The 14889-nt window shown below is 68.3% G+C and carries 14 protein-coding genes; 2 read left to right on the top strand and 12 right to left on the bottom strand.

Annotation, left to right across the window (positions count from 1 at the left end):
• Nucleotides 1–2 precede the first annotated feature (2 nt).
• The 8 genes from AC5592_RS13570 to AC5592_RS13535 form a co-directional block, all read right to left on the bottom strand.
• Nucleotides 3–1493, bottom strand: coding sequence for an SCO6880 family protein (locus tag AC5592_RS13570; RefSeq protein ID WP_063064357.1), 1491 nt, complete (start codon nt 1491–1493; stop codon nt 3–5).
• The gene (locus tag AC5592_RS13565; RefSeq protein ID WP_063064405.1) at nt 1490–2965 is read right to left on the bottom strand and encodes a hypothetical protein; all 1476 of its coding nucleotides are present in this window, start codon (nt 2963–2965) and stop codon (nt 1490–1492) included. The genes AC5592_RS13570 and AC5592_RS13565 overlap by 4 nt, the downstream gene beginning before the upstream one ends.
• Before the next feature lie 80 nt (nt 2966–3045).
• The gene (locus tag AC5592_RS13560; protein ID WP_063064356.1) at nt 3046–3879 is read right to left on the bottom strand and encodes a DUF8175 domain-containg protein; all 834 of its coding nucleotides are present in this window, start codon (nt 3877–3879) and stop codon (nt 3046–3048) included.
• Nucleotides 3880–3978: 99 nt separating this feature from the next.
• The gene (locus AC5592_RS13555) at nt 3979–4242 is read right to left on the bottom strand and encodes a hypothetical protein (protein WP_306304678.1); all 264 of its coding nucleotides are present in this window, start codon (nt 4240–4242) and stop codon (nt 3979–3981) included.
• Complete coding sequence (locus tag AC5592_RS13550) at nt 4239–4535, bottom strand: hypothetical protein (RefSeq protein WP_030513931.1); 297 nt, start codon at nt 4533–4535, stop codon at nt 4239–4241. Before AC5592_RS13550 ends, AC5592_RS13555 begins: the two co-directional genes overlap by 4 nt.
• A gap of 106 nt (nt 4536–4641) precedes the next feature.
• Nucleotides 4642–5286, bottom strand: a complete 645-nt coding sequence (locus AC5592_RS13545) for a P-loop NTPase family protein (RefSeq protein WP_030513930.1) — start codon at nt 5284–5286, stop codon at nt 4642–4644.
• Nucleotides 5283–6155 carry a hypothetical protein gene (locus tag AC5592_RS13540; RefSeq protein ID WP_036502833.1) on the bottom strand — a complete coding sequence of 291 codons (873 nt, stop codon included), beginning with the start codon at nt 6153–6155 and terminating at the stop codon, nt 5283–5285. The genes AC5592_RS13545 and AC5592_RS13540 overlap by 4 nt, the downstream gene beginning before the upstream one ends.
• A gap of 13 nt (nt 6156–6168) precedes the next feature.
• The gene (locus AC5592_RS13535) at nt 6169–7311 is read right to left on the bottom strand and encodes a DUF8176 domain-containing protein (RefSeq protein ID WP_036502835.1); all 1143 of its coding nucleotides are present in this window, start codon (nt 7309–7311) and stop codon (nt 6169–6171) included.
• Nucleotides 7312–8227: 916 nt separating this feature from the next.
• On the opposite strand from AC5592_RS13535, the gene AC5592_RS13530 reads away from it, so the two are divergent.
• Nucleotides 8228–9106 carry a DMT family transporter gene (locus AC5592_RS13530; RefSeq protein WP_063064404.1) on the top strand — a complete coding sequence of 293 codons (879 nt, stop codon included), beginning with the start codon at nt 8228–8230 and terminating at the stop codon, nt 9104–9106.
• Here the strand turns inward: AC5592_RS13530 and AC5592_RS13525 are convergent.
• The 3 genes from AC5592_RS13525 to AC5592_RS13515 all read right to left on the bottom strand — a co-directional run bounded on the left by AC5592_RS13525 (nt 9082) and on the right by AC5592_RS13515 (nt 13904).
• Nucleotides 9082–11373 (bottom strand): RelA/SpoT family protein, encoded by a 2292-nt coding sequence (locus AC5592_RS13525; RefSeq protein ID WP_269750183.1) that lies wholly within the window; start codon nt 11371–11373, stop codon nt 9082–9084. The two genes, AC5592_RS13530 and AC5592_RS13525, sit on opposite strands and share 25 nt — an antisense overlap.
• A gap of 295 nt (nt 11374–11668) precedes the next feature.
• Nucleotides 11669–13273 (bottom strand): ABC-F family ATP-binding cassette domain-containing protein, encoded by a 1605-nt coding sequence (locus tag AC5592_RS13520; protein WP_063064355.1) that lies wholly within the window; start codon nt 13271–13273, stop codon nt 11669–11671.
• A gap of 187 nt (nt 13274–13460) precedes the next feature.
• The gene (locus AC5592_RS13515; protein ID WP_063064354.1) at nt 13461–13904 is read right to left on the bottom strand and encodes a nitroreductase/quinone reductase family protein; all 444 of its coding nucleotides are present in this window, start codon (nt 13902–13904) and stop codon (nt 13461–13463) included.
• Between the two features lie 157 nt (nt 13905–14061).
• On the opposite strand from AC5592_RS13515, the gene AC5592_RS13510 reads away from it, so the two are divergent.
• Entirely contained in the window at nt 14062–14364 is a 303-nt protein-coding gene (locus AC5592_RS13510; RefSeq protein WP_051024720.1) for a hypothetical protein, read from the top strand.
• 36 nt (nt 14365–14400) lie between these two features.
• On the opposite strand, the gene AC5592_RS13505 is transcribed toward AC5592_RS13510, so the two are convergent.
• Nucleotides 14401–14814 carry a hypothetical protein gene (locus AC5592_RS13505; RefSeq protein WP_157121819.1) on the bottom strand — a complete coding sequence of 138 codons (414 nt, stop codon included), beginning with the start codon at nt 14812–14814 and terminating at the stop codon, nt 14401–14403.
• Nucleotides 14815–14889 lie beyond the last annotated feature (75 nt).

Here is a 14889-nt window from a genome sequence, read left to right as displayed (position 1 = left end):
GCTCACCCCGCCAATGCCTTGGGAATACTCGCGTGTTCCGGCAGGATCACCCCGCAGCCGAGTGAGGCCGCGAAGGCCGCCGCCTGGTAGCGGTAGCAACGCCGGATCTTCAACCGGGCCTGTGTGGACAGGTCGCGGGTAATCGCTTCGATCCGCGGCAGATCACCGCGCAGCGGTTCGGTGATGGTGACGAGCGCGCCGAACCGGGTCACACCGTGGCCGCGCGCCTGTTCCTCGCGCGCCTGCTGGGTGGCGCCGACCCGCAGCGTCGCCGAGGCGGAGACGACACCTCGTTCGCTCTGCTGCGCGACCAGCGCGTTCTTGTAGTCGTCGTCCACGATCTCGGCGGCGTCGGCGGCCGAATGCGGCCGGTAGACGATCGCGATCCGCTTACGCGGGACCTCCGGATTCGGCGCCAGCAGCCGCTGCAACACCCGCTCGTCGACCGCGCCCTCGGGTGCGGCGTCCATCTCCCAGGTGACCGAGCGGCCGCCGTCGTGGATGAACTGGTCCCAGCGTTCCTCGTGCGAGATCGGGCCCGCGTCGGCCCAATCCAGCCCGTGCCCGCCGATCTCGCCGGCGGCCACTTCCAGATCGGCCTGCGCGGCCGGGTCGTAGCTGCGGCGGATGAACGAGATCACCTCGTCGGCCGACATCGGCTGCGCGCGCACGCCCGCTTCGGCCAGCGCCGCGCAGATCCCCGGCAACCGGCGGCCGATCTCGACGGCCTCCTCGGCCGGATTCTTGCGTCGTTCGGCGGTGGTGGCCTTGAACGTGAGCGCCACCCGCGGCAGCAATTGCACGCGCTCCTGCGGCAATTCGGTCGCCAGCTCGTACATCACCTGCTGGGCCAGCGCCGGCGATTCCGGCCTGGTGATCGTGGAAACCTCGGTGAGCAGACGGTTTCCGGTCTCCGGGACGGTGTCGATCACGGGAACCACCGCGACGATGTCGGAGGTCTGGCCCAGCGAGGCCAGGAAGGTGCCCCAGGCGGACACCCACCGATCGATCACCGGCTGGTCGACCGCCTCGTGTCCCTGCGGCCAGGCCCGCAGTACGACCGTGTACTGCGCGAACTGCGGCAGATGGATCATCCCGAAGCTGTAGCCGCCGGCGTCGATTCCCTCGTACAGCCGCGACGGCGCCATCAGTCCGGGCAGGCGCGCGACGCCGCCGGGAATGCGGGAGAACCGGCCGCCGCGATAGACGTGCTCGCCCTTGCCGCGGCCGCGCAACCAATGGAACATCATCAATCCCGTCTCGTAACCGGAGCGGCCCCCCGTCCGCCACACCAGTGGAACCATCACGACCAGACCGATGATCGCGACGAACAGCGCCGGTTTCGGCCCGGCGACCAGCGCCGTCATCAGGGCGGTGATGACGACGACGAAGCCGAGCACCGTCTCCCCCCAGCGCAACCCGAAAAGGCCTGCGCTGCGGGGCTTCTGCCACAGCCCGTACGAGCGGCGCTCGTAGGTGTCGGTCGTCGTCATCGCGGAATGGTGCTCCTGCCGAGGTCGGGTGCGCGGTTGGCCCAGCGGTCACCGGCGATATCGCCCATGGCTTCGTCGGCGCGGTTGAGATGCGCGCCCGCGGCCCGGGCCGTCGCGATGTTGTTCATGACTCGCGACGCGCCGGATGGTACCGCCGCCGCACCGCCGGGGGCGCGCGGACTCGCGGGCGCCTGCTGACCCCCGCCACCGCCGCCCGGGCGCGGGCCGCGCGGCGGCACGGGCCGTGGACTGCCGCCGCGGCCGGTGCCGCCGGGCGGACGCTGACCGCCGTTGCGGCCCACATATCCCGGCGCGCCGGCCGCCGCCTGGCCGCGCACTCCGACCGCCTTGGTGCCGACCGCGCCCAGCGCCGCCGCACCCAGCAGCAGACCACCGGTGGCGGCCAGACCCGAACCGCCGCTGCCGACGATCGCCACCGCCGGGGTGACCAGTCGCATCAGCGCGGGCAGGACGAAGGCGACGCTGCACAGCAGCACGATCGCGACCAGCATCCGCTGCGCCTGATCGGCGTCGGGCAGACCCGAGGTCGGCGTGGTCGAGTTGGTGTCACCGGCGGTGACGAAGGCGATCATGTAGACGATCGCGGCGACCGGTTTCCACAGCATGAACGCGATGATCCAGCCGATCAGCTTCGGATAGGCCTGCCGTCCGGTACTGGTGCCCGACGCCGCCGCGGCCAGCGGCAGCACGCCCGCGGCCACCACCAGCATGCCCTGGCGCACGATCGCGAGCACGATCTGCGCCAGCGCGCCGAGCAGGCCGACGATCGCGATGATCAGCACCAGGCCGGGCGAAAACGCTTGTAGCTTCGACGTTTTCACCATCAGCTCGGCGAGGCTGCGGGCATTGCCGTTGGTGGCGTCCTCGATCACCCACTGCGAGAAGCGATCCGAGGCCTGTGTACCCGCGACCACCACGGCGCCCAGCATCCAGGAACTGAAGATCACCCGGGCGAACATCCGGAACGATTCCGCGGCCTCGCTCAGTGCCGCGCCGCGTCTGGCTTCGGCGAGTCTGGCGCCGGACAGGATCACCGACACGATCAGCAGCAGGATCTGCGCTTGATAGGTGTAGTCGTTGATCTTCTGGAACAGCGCTCCGCCGTCGCTGATGCGATCGTTGGGCACCTTCATCCAGAAGGTCAGCGCCAGGATCAGCGCCTCGCCCAGACCGTTCATCAACGAGTCGACCACCTTGCCGAAGGTGGAATCCCACGCCTTGTCCTTCACCGCGTTGGCGGCGTCACCGGGATGGGTGGCGGCATTGCCGGCCTTGCACGCCGCGGAGGCGGCGTCGCCGAGCGATATGCCGGGCAGGCCCAGACCGTCGAGATCGTCGTGGATCTCGTTGCAGGTCGGGTCGAATCCGTAGGTCTGCCCGTAGGCCACCGTCGGGGTCGCGATCATGACGGTGAACACGACCGCGAAGATCGTGACGATGCGCCTCACCATGAGATCCACTCCTCGATGCGTCGCAGGGAATCGATCCGGACCATCGGCTGACTCTCGTGCCTTTCTCGAAATCGCTGTGCTCACCATCGGGTCCACCCCTGCAGGGTGTCGACGTATTCGCTCGGCGTGGCTCTGCTGTCGGTGGGTTTGAGTCGCCAATCCCCGTTGTCCCACACCATGACCAGCCGGATCGCCGCCCACATCTGTTTGCCGTCGTTGACCGGCCCGCGGGCGGCGAGCCGCACGATCGCCATATCGTCGGCGTAGTTCTCGATCTGGAACGCGTCGGGGGCGACCAGGTACCTGGTGATCCGCGCCGGCTGCTGATCGGGCAGTTTGCCGTCACCGCGCGCCTTGTCGTAGGCCGCGACCTGCTGGGCCGAGACCCGCACCTGGCGCACGTACAGATCCCGGTCGCCGGGCCGCGCGTTGAGCCGATAGGTGATCTGCGCCGCCGCCAATGCCGCCCCCTGCGGTGTGTGGGAATAGCCGACGGCCAGTCCCTTGTCATCGATCCGGGTCGGACCGTCGCTGGTGGAGAACGGCACCGAGGCGCCGTAGACCCGCTGCCAGCCACGTGGTTCGGTGGTGCCGGCGGGTGCCGCGGTCAGCCAGTCCGGATCCGACGAGTCGTGCTGCTGTGCGGGGTTCTGCGGAAGTGGTTGTCCCGCAGGATTGTTGGGTATATCGACGCGGCGACGGAACAGGTCCGTATCGGGTTCGGCGAATCCGGTCGCGCCCGAGCCCGCGACGGGCGAGGGCGGCGGATCCGTTTTCCGGGCATCGGAAGAGGAGGTGTCACGGCCGAGGTAGACGAAGACGCCGACGATCACGATCAGGGCGATCACGGCCGCGGAGACGATGACACCGAAGGAGATGCCGCTGCGCTCGTCGTAGGTGTCCTTGTTGCTCATACCGTCACCTCCCGTCGCGGGTCGTCGTCGACTGTCGTTTCGTCGAATGTGGTTGTCGCCGTGGTGTCATCGGCGGGCATGCGGAAATCTGTCACCGGCTCACGCAGGAAGCAGGGTCAATGCGATCGCACTTGCCGAACTGGCCACGATGGCGCCGATCAGGCTCATCACGATGCCGTGCGAGGCGTCGTTGACGGCCATGTCGTCGCGCATCGCCGACCACAGCCGGCCCGCGGAGATGATCATCCAGGCCAGGCACAGCAACAGCACGCACCACAGTAACCAGTTGATCAGCTGCATGATCGGTTCGATCACGTCCGCGGGCATCTGCTTGTAGGCCAGCACGATCGCGGCGCCCCTCACGACCCGATGACTGCGTTCATGATCGTGCCCGCACTGGTGGCGACGATGCCGCCGATCATGGCGCCCGCCACCATCTTCGGCGATTCCAGCCCGCCGCCGGTCCACTTCTCCCAGGCGAAGCGGCCACCGGCGTAGGTGATGCCCAGGATGCCCGACAGCAGCACGAACCACGTGAAGTAGCGCACCAGTTTCATGAGCTTGTCGGCGGCCGGCGGCGTCTCGGGTGTCGGGTTCCCGACCTGAGCGAGAACAACGCCGTACGTCTCGTGTACAGCGGCCAGGATGGTACTCATCGAGCGTCCTTCTCAATAGGTGATCGGAATACAAAGCCGGGTACCGGAGGTACACCGTCGGAAACAGCTGTCGGCGTGGTCGCGGCAGCACAACGTCCGGGCACGATCATCGTTGCTCCTCCTGTTGCGAACCGGCGCCGACCGTCTCCCGCACCAGGTCGACGATGCTCATTCCCAGCGCGTCCACCTCGTGCGGAACTTCTTGCAGCGGATCGAGTTTGCGCTTGCGCTGCTGTGGCGGCGGGTCGCTCGGCGACCACACCGGCAGCTGATCGGGTTCGACCAGCGTCCACTCCTCGATCCAGGGCATCTGCCACACCTCCCCGGCCAATGCGCCGACCACATCGCGGTAGCGCCGGATCTCGGCCGGGATCCGGCCCGGGCGCGCGGCCACGGTCACCAGGCCCAGCACCTCGCTCGGCCCGGCGAGCCCGGCCCGGTGCTGGCGCAGCAGATCATGGGCGCGGGTCAGCCCGGCGATGGTCTCGCGGGCGACCAGCACCACGAAAGGTGATTCGCGTTCGAACACACCGGGCCAGCGCCGGTGCGAATCCGCCGCAGGCGCAAGCACATGCGCGAGGGTACTGGCTCCCGCGCCGCCGTGCACCCCCAGCAACCACACCAGCGGCGCCCGTCCGGCGCCCGGCACCGGACGATCCCAGATGGGCGCGCGACGGGACTCCGCCGGTGCGACAACGCCTGCCGCAGGCGGGTTTTCGGATGAGCGAGGTTCCTTCATGGCCGCGGTCATGATGCCATCCCGCCCAGCAGCCGCCGGTACGCCCTCCGGGTTTCGGCGTCGAGTGCGTTGTGGCGCACCAGCTCTCCGCGCGCCAGGTGGGTGTCGTAGGGGATCTCGCGGATGTCGCGGACCCAGCCGGTGAGATGTTCGCGCAGGTGATCGGCCACTCGAGAGTCGTTGCCGGGCAACTGATGTGAGACCACGATGGTGGTGTCACCGACGATGCCACCGCCCTGCCCCTCGGCATGGCCGCCGAACTCGTCGTCGAGCCATTCCAGCGTGACCCGCAAACGATTGGCCGCGTCGGCACGCGCCGGAATCGACAGCACCAGAGCCACTTCCGCGTCCTCGAGCAGCGGCCGCAGCTGACGGGCGGCGATCGGGCTGCCGCCGTCGTACACCGGGGTGTAGCCGGCGTCGGCGACGGCCCGGGCCACCGTCAGATAGGTGGCGCGGCGGCGCAGCGGGGAGGCGTCGCGCCACAGCAGGCCGATACCAGAGCTCGCCTGGGAGAGACATTCCTTCAGCGGCGCCGGTTCGTCGTCACCGCGGCCGTACAGCCACTGCTGCAGACTGATCGGGCTCAGATGTTCGTCGGCGCCGCGCAGGGCCAGATCGCTGCCGGCGACGGTGGCGTCCACGGCCACCGCCGCGGCCTCCGCGCCCAGTTCGCCCGCGAGTCCCAGTGCGGTGGTGGTGGTTCCGGCCCCTCCGCAGCCGCCCACGACCAGAATCGGGCGCGGCAGGCCGCCACCCTCGCCGTCGTCACGCCGACCCTTGCGCAACCGGACCACCGGCGCCCGTCCACGCGGTCGCGAGCTCGCCGCGACGTCCGCGTCGGACGTCTCGTCGAGCCATCGGCTCCAGTCCTGTCCCATCTCAGCTCTCCTCTTACCCGGCCGTGATGCCCGTGATCAGGGTGCGGCCGCCGACCACCGCGGTGGTCACCAACTGCTTGTCGTAGGTGGCGGGGGTCGCGCCCGGCCGCCGTTCGGTCACCTCCACCGAATACCTGTTCTCGTCCAACGTGACCACCCGCACGCAATAGTCGGTGCCCAGCGGCACCGAGGCGATGCCGCGCTGGATCACCGGCGCCGGTGAGACCGCCGCGTTCGGCGCCACCACCTCGCGCGCTCGCTCGGCCGAGCGTTCGACGTAGAACGCGTGTTGGAACCACATGATCGCGTCCGGCCCGGAATCGGTGCCGCCGACCTCGGCGCCGCGCACCACGCGCGCGGACCGTTCGGTCGGGCAGTGCGCCGCCGAACCCACCCGCGCGCCGGAATCGGCGCCGAACGCCGAGGTGAGCCGCAGCATCGGCGCCTCGTCGCCCACCGCCGGCCGTACCGGCAGCGGCGCCATCGACTGCTTTCCGCCGTCACCGGAGCGCAGCAAATACAGCGCGAAACAGCCTGCGAGCGCCAGCAATAACACGGCTACCGCGAGGACGAGCGCGACCCGCAACCGGCTCGGGCGGATGTAGTCACGCAGGGCCGGAGAGGCCGGCCCCGGGGCGCGGCGCACGATCCGTCCCGCGCCGCCGTCGCCGTGCTCGCGCCGGGGCGGCAGAATCCACTCGGGGGTATCCACGTCGTCTGTGTCCACGTCGTCACGCTCGTCGGAATCGTCCACCGGCGAACGCGCCCCGGATCCCTCCGCATCGTCGCCGTCGGCACCGGCCGCCCGCGTCCGGCGGCGGCCCCGGGTCCGGCCCTCGCCGTTCTCGGCGTCGCGGGGCAGGCGCAGCACCTCACCCTCGTGGACCGGATAGTCGTCATCGGGTCCGGGCGCGTGGCTGCCGACCCAGTCGGTCCAGCCCCCGACGAATTCGCTGCGTCGCGTGGCCGGTTCGTCGGCGAACGGAATGTCGAACGGTTCGGGCTCGGTGTCGCGGATGTAGTGCGGATACCGCGCCGCTCCAGGGTCCGCCTCGTCGTCGACGGCGTCGGATTCCCCCGGCGCGGCCGCGGGCACGGCGTGTTCGGGTTCCAGCGCCGGGAACCACCGTTGGACTTCTTTGTACGGCTTCAACATTCCCTCATCCCCGCGGAGCCGGGCACGTCGTGCAGCATCGTCGGACCCTCTCGGCGATCAGTTCGTGGAGAACGGGTAGTTGTTGTCAGCGGTACCGCCGTGGGACGGCGCCGACGGCACACCACCGGGTGCGGCGTCACCGAGGCCCTTCCCGAACGGAAATTGTCCCGTACCCGACGAATTCGGCGAACTCGACGCGCCGTCCGACGCCGCCGAGATTCGGGCGATACCACATCCACGCAGGTCAAGGGGTGTGAAGGGGGGTATCTCGAACGCCCGATCGAGGGCCGGCGCGAATGTGGGTGCGCCACATCCGCGGCGAAGGCCCGAGGCGACCGGTACGGTCGCCGCCGAGCATGTCAGCACGGTCAGCATGATCTGACCCCCTTTAAACCCGCTGTCTGCAACAGTTCTGAGGGTCGAGTGCCACTGCGACCCGTCCGGCGATCATCATGTGGATTCGAGTTGTCGCCGAACATCGCGCGCACCCCGAAACGCAATAAACCGTAACAGAATCCGGCTCGGAGTGCAGGCCCTCCGCCGGTGCGCGAGCACATCCGCGATCGCCGTCGCCGAACCTTCCTACCTGCGCGAAGGATTCACCGCGGACCGGGCGACCGACCGGGATCGACAGCCGCCCGAGGCCTCGGCAACACCGGGGCGAACGCGCAATTCGGGCCTGGCCGAGGGCAACTCGCCGCCACTCCGGACACCCCCGCGAAATAGGTTGCCGAACAATTGCCATTCGCCCGTTCCGGGCATTCCGGCTATTCGGAGGGACCGCGCCGCCCGATGCCGGTGCCTTCGCCGGTCTCGCGCTCCCCCGGTCCTTTCACGGGCCCCGCATCACACCGCCTCGGATCGGTACACCGATCCCGATGCCGTGGCCGCCGGTCGCGGGCGGCACACTGATCGGGTGAGCAACTTTCCCGTCGCCGCGGTCGTCTGCGCCTTCATCGGCGCCGTGCTGTTCGCCGTGTCGGCGGTCGCCCAGCAACGGGCGGCGGCCGACGTGCCGGCCGGTGACGCGTTGGTAGCCCAGCTCGTTCGCAATCCGCGCTGGTGGGCCGGCATCATCGGCGACGCCGGCGGCTTCGTGTTCCAAGTCGTGGCGCTGGCGCTGGGATCGGTGCTGATCGTGCAGCCGATTCTGGTGACCGCACTGGTCTTCGCGTTACCGCTGGCCGCGCACTACAGCCGCCGACCGGTCACTCCGGTCATGTGGGCGCACGCGGGCGCACTCTCGGCCGCACTGGCCTGCTTCCTCGTCGTCGGCGATCCCACCGAGGGCATCTCCGACGCGCCGTGGTCGACCTGGATGTGGCCGCTGATTCTGGTTCTCGGCGTGGTCGCCGCGGCGGTCGTGATCGCGGTGGTGATCCGGGTGACCGGATTGCAGGCACTCATGCTGGGGACCGCGGCCGGTCTGCTGTTCGGCGTTTCCGCCGCGCTCACCCAGCACGTCATCCAGCTGTTCGGACACGGCCTCACCACGGCGCTCACCAACTGGCAGACGTACACCCTGGTGGCCGCGGGCATCGTGGGGCTCTATCTGCAACAGCGCGGCTACCAGGTCGGGGCGCTGTCGGCCTCGCTACCGGCCTTCACCGTCGCCGAACCGCTCGGCGCCGCGTTCCTCGGTCTCACCGTGCTGGACGAGCGACTGCGGACCGGTACGGCCGGCACCATCGTCGTCATCGCCTCGGTGCTGGTGATGTGCGTGGCCGCGGTCCAGCTGTCGCGAGCCCAAGCGGAACTGCCGCCCGCGGATCAGGCCGCCGAGGTCACCCGGTAGACGTCGTAGACGCCCTCCACGTTGCGGACCACGTTCAGCAGATGCCCGAGATGCTTGGGATCGCCCATCTCGAAGGTGAACTTGCTGATCGCCACCCGGTCACCGGAGGTCATCACCGACGCGGACAAAATGTTGACCTTCTCGTCGGCCAGCACCTTGGTCACATCCGACAGCAGCCGGGTGCGGTCCAGCGCCTCGATCTGAATCGCCACCAGGAAGACCGACGACGGCGACGGCGCCCACTTGACCTCGATGATCCGTTCCTGTTGCGCGCGTAGCGAATCCGCGTTCGTGCAATCGGTCCGGTGCACACTCACCGCGCCGCCGCGAGTCACGAAGCCCATGATCTCGTCGCCCGGGACCGGGGTACAGCATTTGGCCAGCTTCGCGACCGTACCGGGGGCGCCGGGGATTTCGACGCCCGCATCGCCGATGGTGCGCTGCCGCGCCGGCAGCGTCGACGGCGTACTCCGTTCGGCCAGTTCGTTTTCCACGTCGCCGACGCCACCGAGCTGCGCCATCAGGCGTTGCACGACGTGATGCGCCGAGACCTGGTTCTCCCCCACCGCCGCGTACAGCGCGGAGATGTCGGCATAGTGCAGTTCGTGCGCCAGCGCGGACATCGCGTCCACGCTCATCAGCCGCTGCAGCGGCAGACCGGAACGGCGGACCTCCTTGGAGATCTGCTCCTTACCGGCCTCCAGCGCCTCCTCGCGGCGTTCCTTGGCGAACCACTGCCGGATCTTGGCCTTCGCCCGCGGCGAGACCACGAAGTTCTGCCAGTCCCGGCTCGGGCCGGCGTTCTGCGCCTTCGAGGTGAAGATCTCGACGACCTCACCGTTCTCCAGCTGCCGTTCCAGCGCCACCAACCGGCCGTTGACCCGCGCGCCGATACAGCGGTGGCCCACCTCGGTATGGACGGCGTAGGCGAAGTCGACCGGAGTCGATTCCTGCGGCAGCGTGATCACATCGCCCTTCGGCGTGAACACGAAGATCTCCGGGGATTTCAGGTCGAACCGCAGCGACTCCAGGAACTCCGCGGGGTCCGCGGCCTCCCGCTGCCAGTCCAGCAGCTGCCGCATCCAGGCCATATCGTCGACCTCGGCGGCGTCGCCGGAATGTTTGCCCTTGGTCTCCTTGTAGCGCCAGTGCGCGGCGATGCCGAACTCGGCGGTGCGATGCATGTCCTGGGTGCGGATCTGCACCTCCAGCGGTTTGCCGTCCGGACCCACCACCGTGGTGTGCAGCGACTGGTACACGCCGTAGCGCGGCTGCGCGATGTAGTCCTTGAACCGGCCCGCCATCGGCTGCCACAACGAATGCACCACACCGACCGCGGCGTAGCAGTCCCGCACCTCGTCGCACAGGATCCGGATGCCGACCAGGTCGTGGATGTCGTCGAAATCCTTACCCTTGACGATCATCTTCTGATAGATCGACCAGTAGTGCTTGGGCCGGCCCTCGACGATCGCGTTGATCCGGCTCGCCGCCAAGGTGTTGACGATCTCGGCCCGCACGCGCGCCAGGTAGGTGTCGCGGGACGGGGCGCGGTCGGCCACCAAGCGCACGATCTCGTCGTACTTCTTCGGGTGCAGGATCGCGAACGCCAGATCCTCGAGCTCCCATTTGACCGTGGCCATACCGAGCCGATGTGCCAGTGGCGCAATGACTTCCAGCGTCTCGCGCGCCTTCTTCGCCTGCTTCTCCGGCGGCAGGAAGCGCATCGTGCGCATATTGTGCAGCCGGTCGGCGACCTTGATCACCAGCACTCGCGGATCGCGGGCCATCGCGATGATCATTTTGCGGATGGTCTCGGCCTCCGCGGCCGCGCCCAGGTTGACCTTGTCCAGCTTGGTCACGCCGTCGACGAGATGGGCCACCTCGGAACCGAAATCCGCGGTCAGCTCGTCCAGCGAATAGCCGGTGTCCTCGACGGTGTCGTGCAGCAGGGCGGCCACCAGCGTGGTGGTGTCCATCCCCAGTTCGGCGAGGATGTTGGCCACCGCCAGCGGGTGGGTGATGTACGGGTCGCCGGACTTGCGGAACTGATGGGAGTGCTTCTCGTCGGCCACGTCGAAGGCGCGCTGCAGCAACTGCAGATTCGCCTTGGGATACAGCTCCCGGTGCACGGTCGCCAGCGGCTCCAGCACCGGCTTGACCGCGGCGATACCCCGTTGCCCGGTCATCCGGCGAGCCAGCCGGGCCCGCACCCGCCGCGAGGCCGAACTCGGCACCGCGGCCGGTGTGCCCGGCTGCTTCATCGGCATGTTGCGCGGGGACGGGGACGAGGCCGGCGGCTGACCGCCTCGGTCGGCGCCGGACTTCGGCGCAGCGGGACGCGGTGCGGCGGGGGCGGCCGGCGGCGTCGCCGGTGCGGCAGCCGGCGCGGCATCACCGGCCGCCGAATTCCCGGCATTCGCCTTCTCCAGATGCTGAGTCATGCCACCACCTCTCACGCCTCGATCGCCACACCCTAGCCGACCGCTTCAACAGCCCAGAACACCCACTTTAGTAGGAGTTTTCCCGCGCGCGCACCGGTCCGGCTCGACCCACCCCGTTCGTTCAACCGGTTCCGGAGCCCGTTTCATCCACCAACCCGTCCGCGGTGAGGTCCAGCCGGCGGGTGACGCCGATCTCGTCGAGGAAGCGCGGGTCGTGGCTGACCACGATCAGCGCTCCCTCGAAGCTGGTCAGCGCCTCGGTGAAGTGGCGGAGACTGGGCAGGTCCAGGTTGTTGGTGGGCTCGTCGAGCAGCAGCAGTTTCGGTGCCGGTTCGGCGAGCAGCAACATCGCCAGCGCGGCCCGCAACCGCTCACCACCCGAGAGCGCGCCCGCCGCGACATCGGCGTCGCCGCCGCGGAACAGGAACCGCGCCAACTGTGCGCGAATCCGTTCGGCACCGGCGTGCGGAGCGGCGGCGGACACGTTGTCGAAGACCGACGATCGCTCGTCGAAGATGTCGAGCCGCTGCGGCAGCAGCCGCCACGGCACCTTCGGCGGTTCCGCGACGAGCCGATGCAGCAGCGTGGTCTTACCGGCGCCGTTGTGCCCGGTCAGCGCGATACGTTCGGGACCGCTCACCCGCAACGTGACCACCGGCCCGTTGGCCAGCCGCACCTCTTCCAACGCCACCACGTCCTGACCGGGATACAGCCTGCTTCCGGGCAGGTCGACGCGGATCTCACGATCGTCGCGTAGCAGTTCCTGGGCCTGTTCCAGGGTCGATCGAGCCTCCTCCACCTTGGCGATGTGGTTGTTGCGCAGTTTGCCGGCCGAGACCTGCGCCTGCCGTTTGCGCTCGGCCATCACGATCTTCGGTTCGCGCTTGGTGTCCCACATCTTCTGCCCGTAGCGCAGGCGCCGGTCCAGTTTGATCCTGGCCTCGACCAGTTCCCGCGACTGTTTGCGCACATCGCTGCGGGCATCGCGGATCGCCGCGCGAGCGGCCTCCTGTTCGGCCTCGACGATCTGCTCGTAATCGTCGAAGTTACCGCCGAACGTGCGGATCTCACCGCGGCGCAGTTCGGCGACGGTGGTGACCCGTCGCAACAGTTCGCGGTCGTGGCTGACGGTCAGCACGGTGCCTGCGAAGCCCTCGACCACATCGTAAAGCCGTTGGCGGGCAGCGGAATCCAGATTGTTGGTGGGTTCGTCGAGCAACAGCACGTCGGGCTCGCGCAGCAGTTCGGCCACCAGTCCGAGCAGTATCGTCTCGCCACCGGAGAGGGTTTCCAGGCGCCGATCCAGTTGTGCCACATCGTCGGCCAGGTAGTTCAGGCCCAGGCGGCCGAGCAACGCGATCGCCGATTCCTCGACATCCCAGCGGTTTCCGACACGGTCGAAATCGGCGTCGGTGCCGGCGCCGGATTCGATGCGGTGCAGCGCGGCCCGCACGCCACCGATACCGAGGACGGCATCGACGCGCTGACCTGCGGCCAACCCGAGGTCCTGGCGCAGATATCCGAGCCGCCCGGCGACCGTCACCGAACCGCGGACAGGGCGCAATTCCCCGGTGATCAGCCGCAAGAGGGTGGATTTCCCGGCTCCGTTACTACCCACCACACCGATGTGGCCGGGTCCGAGTACCGCGTCGAGACCGTCGAACACCGGGGTGCCGTCGGGCCAGGTGAAGGTGAGATCGGACAGCGAAATCGCCGAAATAGACATATGCGTGCTCCTGAGGGCGGCGGGAATGGCGCGCAGAAGTGCGGGCCACGCGATGGCTACCTCAGAAGAGCAACGGCACGACTCCGATCAACGGAAACAAGACTCGACAACTCTAGCGAACCGGCGAAGGAGTCGCAAGATCACATTGCTGGTGATATCTGTCACCGGCGACGGAAGTCGTTGTGGCTCAGTTGATCCGGAAAACGGGGAAGCCGGGTGCGATGGCGGTGAGTTCCGCGTCGGTGGCATCGGCGGTCACGCCCTCGAAGAATTTGCCGACCTCCCAGCCCCACTTCTTCAGATACAGCCGCAGCACCGGCACCTTGTCGGCGTCGGCGACCTCGGTCACCGTGAACGCCTCGGTCTTGCGTCCCAGCCGCAGCTCTCCGCCGCCGGCGACGCGGATATTGCGAACCCACTGGGTGCGACCACGAGGAGCGACCAGATACCGGGTCCCGTCCGCATCCTGCAGGACATTGACCATCGTGGTCCGCCACTCCCCGGAGGTGCGACCGCGCACGGCCAGCAGCCGGGATCCCATCACGCTGATGCCCCATTTCGGCAGGACGTTGAACATCCGGTTCATGATCGGGTCGATACCGGTGGGCGCGATGTACCGGGTGGTGTTCATGACTACTCCTCGCTTTTGTGAGCGGTGCTCTCTTCGATGACTCAATCATCGCGCACCGGCCCCCCTCTGTCAAGAGCAGCGCTCACATTTCTGGACAGTCCAGACCTCTGGACAAAATCGGCTGCGTTCAACGCCGTCAGGCGGGTATTCGGCCGACATGTACAGATATAGAACCTATGGGACAAACCGCACGGGTGGGCTGGCGGCGATCGTCAGCACGATCGGCGGTGTCCTCGCACTGATCGAGATCGTCTACATCCTGCTGCAGATCTTCGACGCCAACCAGACCAACCGCTTCTTCACCTTCATCAAAGGGTTGGCCGAACCGCTGGCGTTGTTCTTCCCGGGCCTGTTCAACACCGGCTCCCACGATTGGGACGTCATCATCAATTACGGCCTGGCAGCGGTGTTCTGGCTCGTGGTGACCGGGATCATCGCGCGCCTGCTGGCGCGGATCTGAGCCCGCGGAAGTGGATCGACTCGACGTCGGAAGGTATCAGCGTTCGTGCGGGGTAAGGAATTCCATCCGATGATGGTGGAGGAATTCGAAGGCCGGAGCCCAATGGCCGGTGAAGACGTCCTCTTCCTTACCCACCGCATGCTGTGAGGCCGCGCCCGTGCGCGGATCCCGGCAGACGACGCGAGCGTTGTGCCGCCCCGACGGAACCGGTCCGCTGTCCAGTTCCACCGAGCCGTCCGAACCGACCGTACGCCAGGGCATATCGATACCCGAACCGGTGATCCGGCAGGTCTGCCCGGCCTTCTCCCCCGTGACCCGGGCCGTGATGGTGGCGCCGCCCCGCAGCGCCACCGAAGGAGTAGCCGCAGCGGTCGCGCCGCCGACGACGAACGCGACGCCCACGGCGCCCGCGAGCGCTGCCCCGACGCGGGTACGCCGGCTGCGGCTCATCGCCACCACCGGTCGGCGTGTCCGGTTCCGGCACTGTCGCGCGCACTGCGGTACTCGTTCATGCGATCGTCCGTC

The organism is Nocardia violaceofusca NBRC 14427 (genome assembly GCF_963869435.1).
Taxonomy (GTDB): Bacteria; Actinomycetota; Actinomycetes; order Mycobacteriales; family Mycobacteriaceae; genus Nocardia; species Nocardia aobensis.
The sequence above is the reverse complement of the archived record's forward strand: the minus strand, read 5'-3'. Positions and strand labels throughout refer to the sequence as shown.

What these genes read in the sequence shown, in the direction of transcription:
- AC5592_RS13570 (WP_063064357.1), bottom strand. Translation starts at nt 1,493, where the DNA reads ATGACGACGACCGACACCTACGAGCGCCGCTCGTACGGGCTGTGGCAG.
- AC5592_RS13565 (WP_063064405.1), bottom strand. Translation starts at nt 2,965, where the DNA reads ATGGTGAGGCGCATCGTCACGATCTTCGCGGTCGTGTTCACCGTCATG.
- AC5592_RS13560 (WP_063064356.1), bottom strand. Translation starts at nt 3,879, where the DNA reads ATGAGCAACAAGGACACCTACGACGAGCGCAGCGGCATCTCCTTCGGT.
- AC5592_RS13550 (WP_030513931.1), bottom strand. Translation starts at nt 4,535, where the DNA reads ATGAGTACCATCCTGGCCGCTGTACACGAGACGTACGGCGTTGTTCTC.
- AC5592_RS13545 (WP_030513930.1), bottom strand. Translation starts at nt 5,286, where the DNA reads ATGACCGCGGCCATGAAGGAACCTCGCTCATCCGAAAACCCGCCTGCG.
- AC5592_RS13540 (WP_036502833.1), bottom strand. Translation starts at nt 6,155, where the DNA reads ATGGGACAGGACTGGAGCCGATGGCTCGACGAGACGTCCGACGCGGAC.
- AC5592_RS13535 (WP_036502835.1), bottom strand. Translation starts at nt 7,311, where the DNA reads ATGTTGAAGCCGTACAAAGAAGTCCAACGGTGGTTCCCGGCGCTGGAA.
- AC5592_RS13525 (WP_269750183.1), bottom strand. Translation starts at nt 11,373, where the DNA reads ATGCCGATGAAGCAGCCGGGCACACCGGCCGCGGTGCCGAGTTCGGCC.
- AC5592_RS13520 (WP_063064355.1), bottom strand. Translation starts at nt 13,273, where the DNA reads ATGTCTATTTCGGCGATTTCGCTGTCCGATCTCACCTTCACCTGGCCC.
- AC5592_RS13515 (WP_063064354.1), bottom strand. Translation starts at nt 13,904, where the DNA reads ATGAACACCACCCGGTACATCGCGCCCACCGGTATCGACCCGATCATG.
- AC5592_RS13510 (WP_051024720.1), top strand. Translation starts at nt 14,062, where the DNA reads ATGTACAGATATAGAACCTATGGGACAAACCGCACGGGTGGGCTGGCG.
- AC5592_RS13505 (WP_157121819.1), bottom strand. Translation starts at nt 14,814, where the DNA reads ATGAGCCGCAGCCGGCGTACCCGCGTCGGGGCAGCGCTCGCGGGCGCC.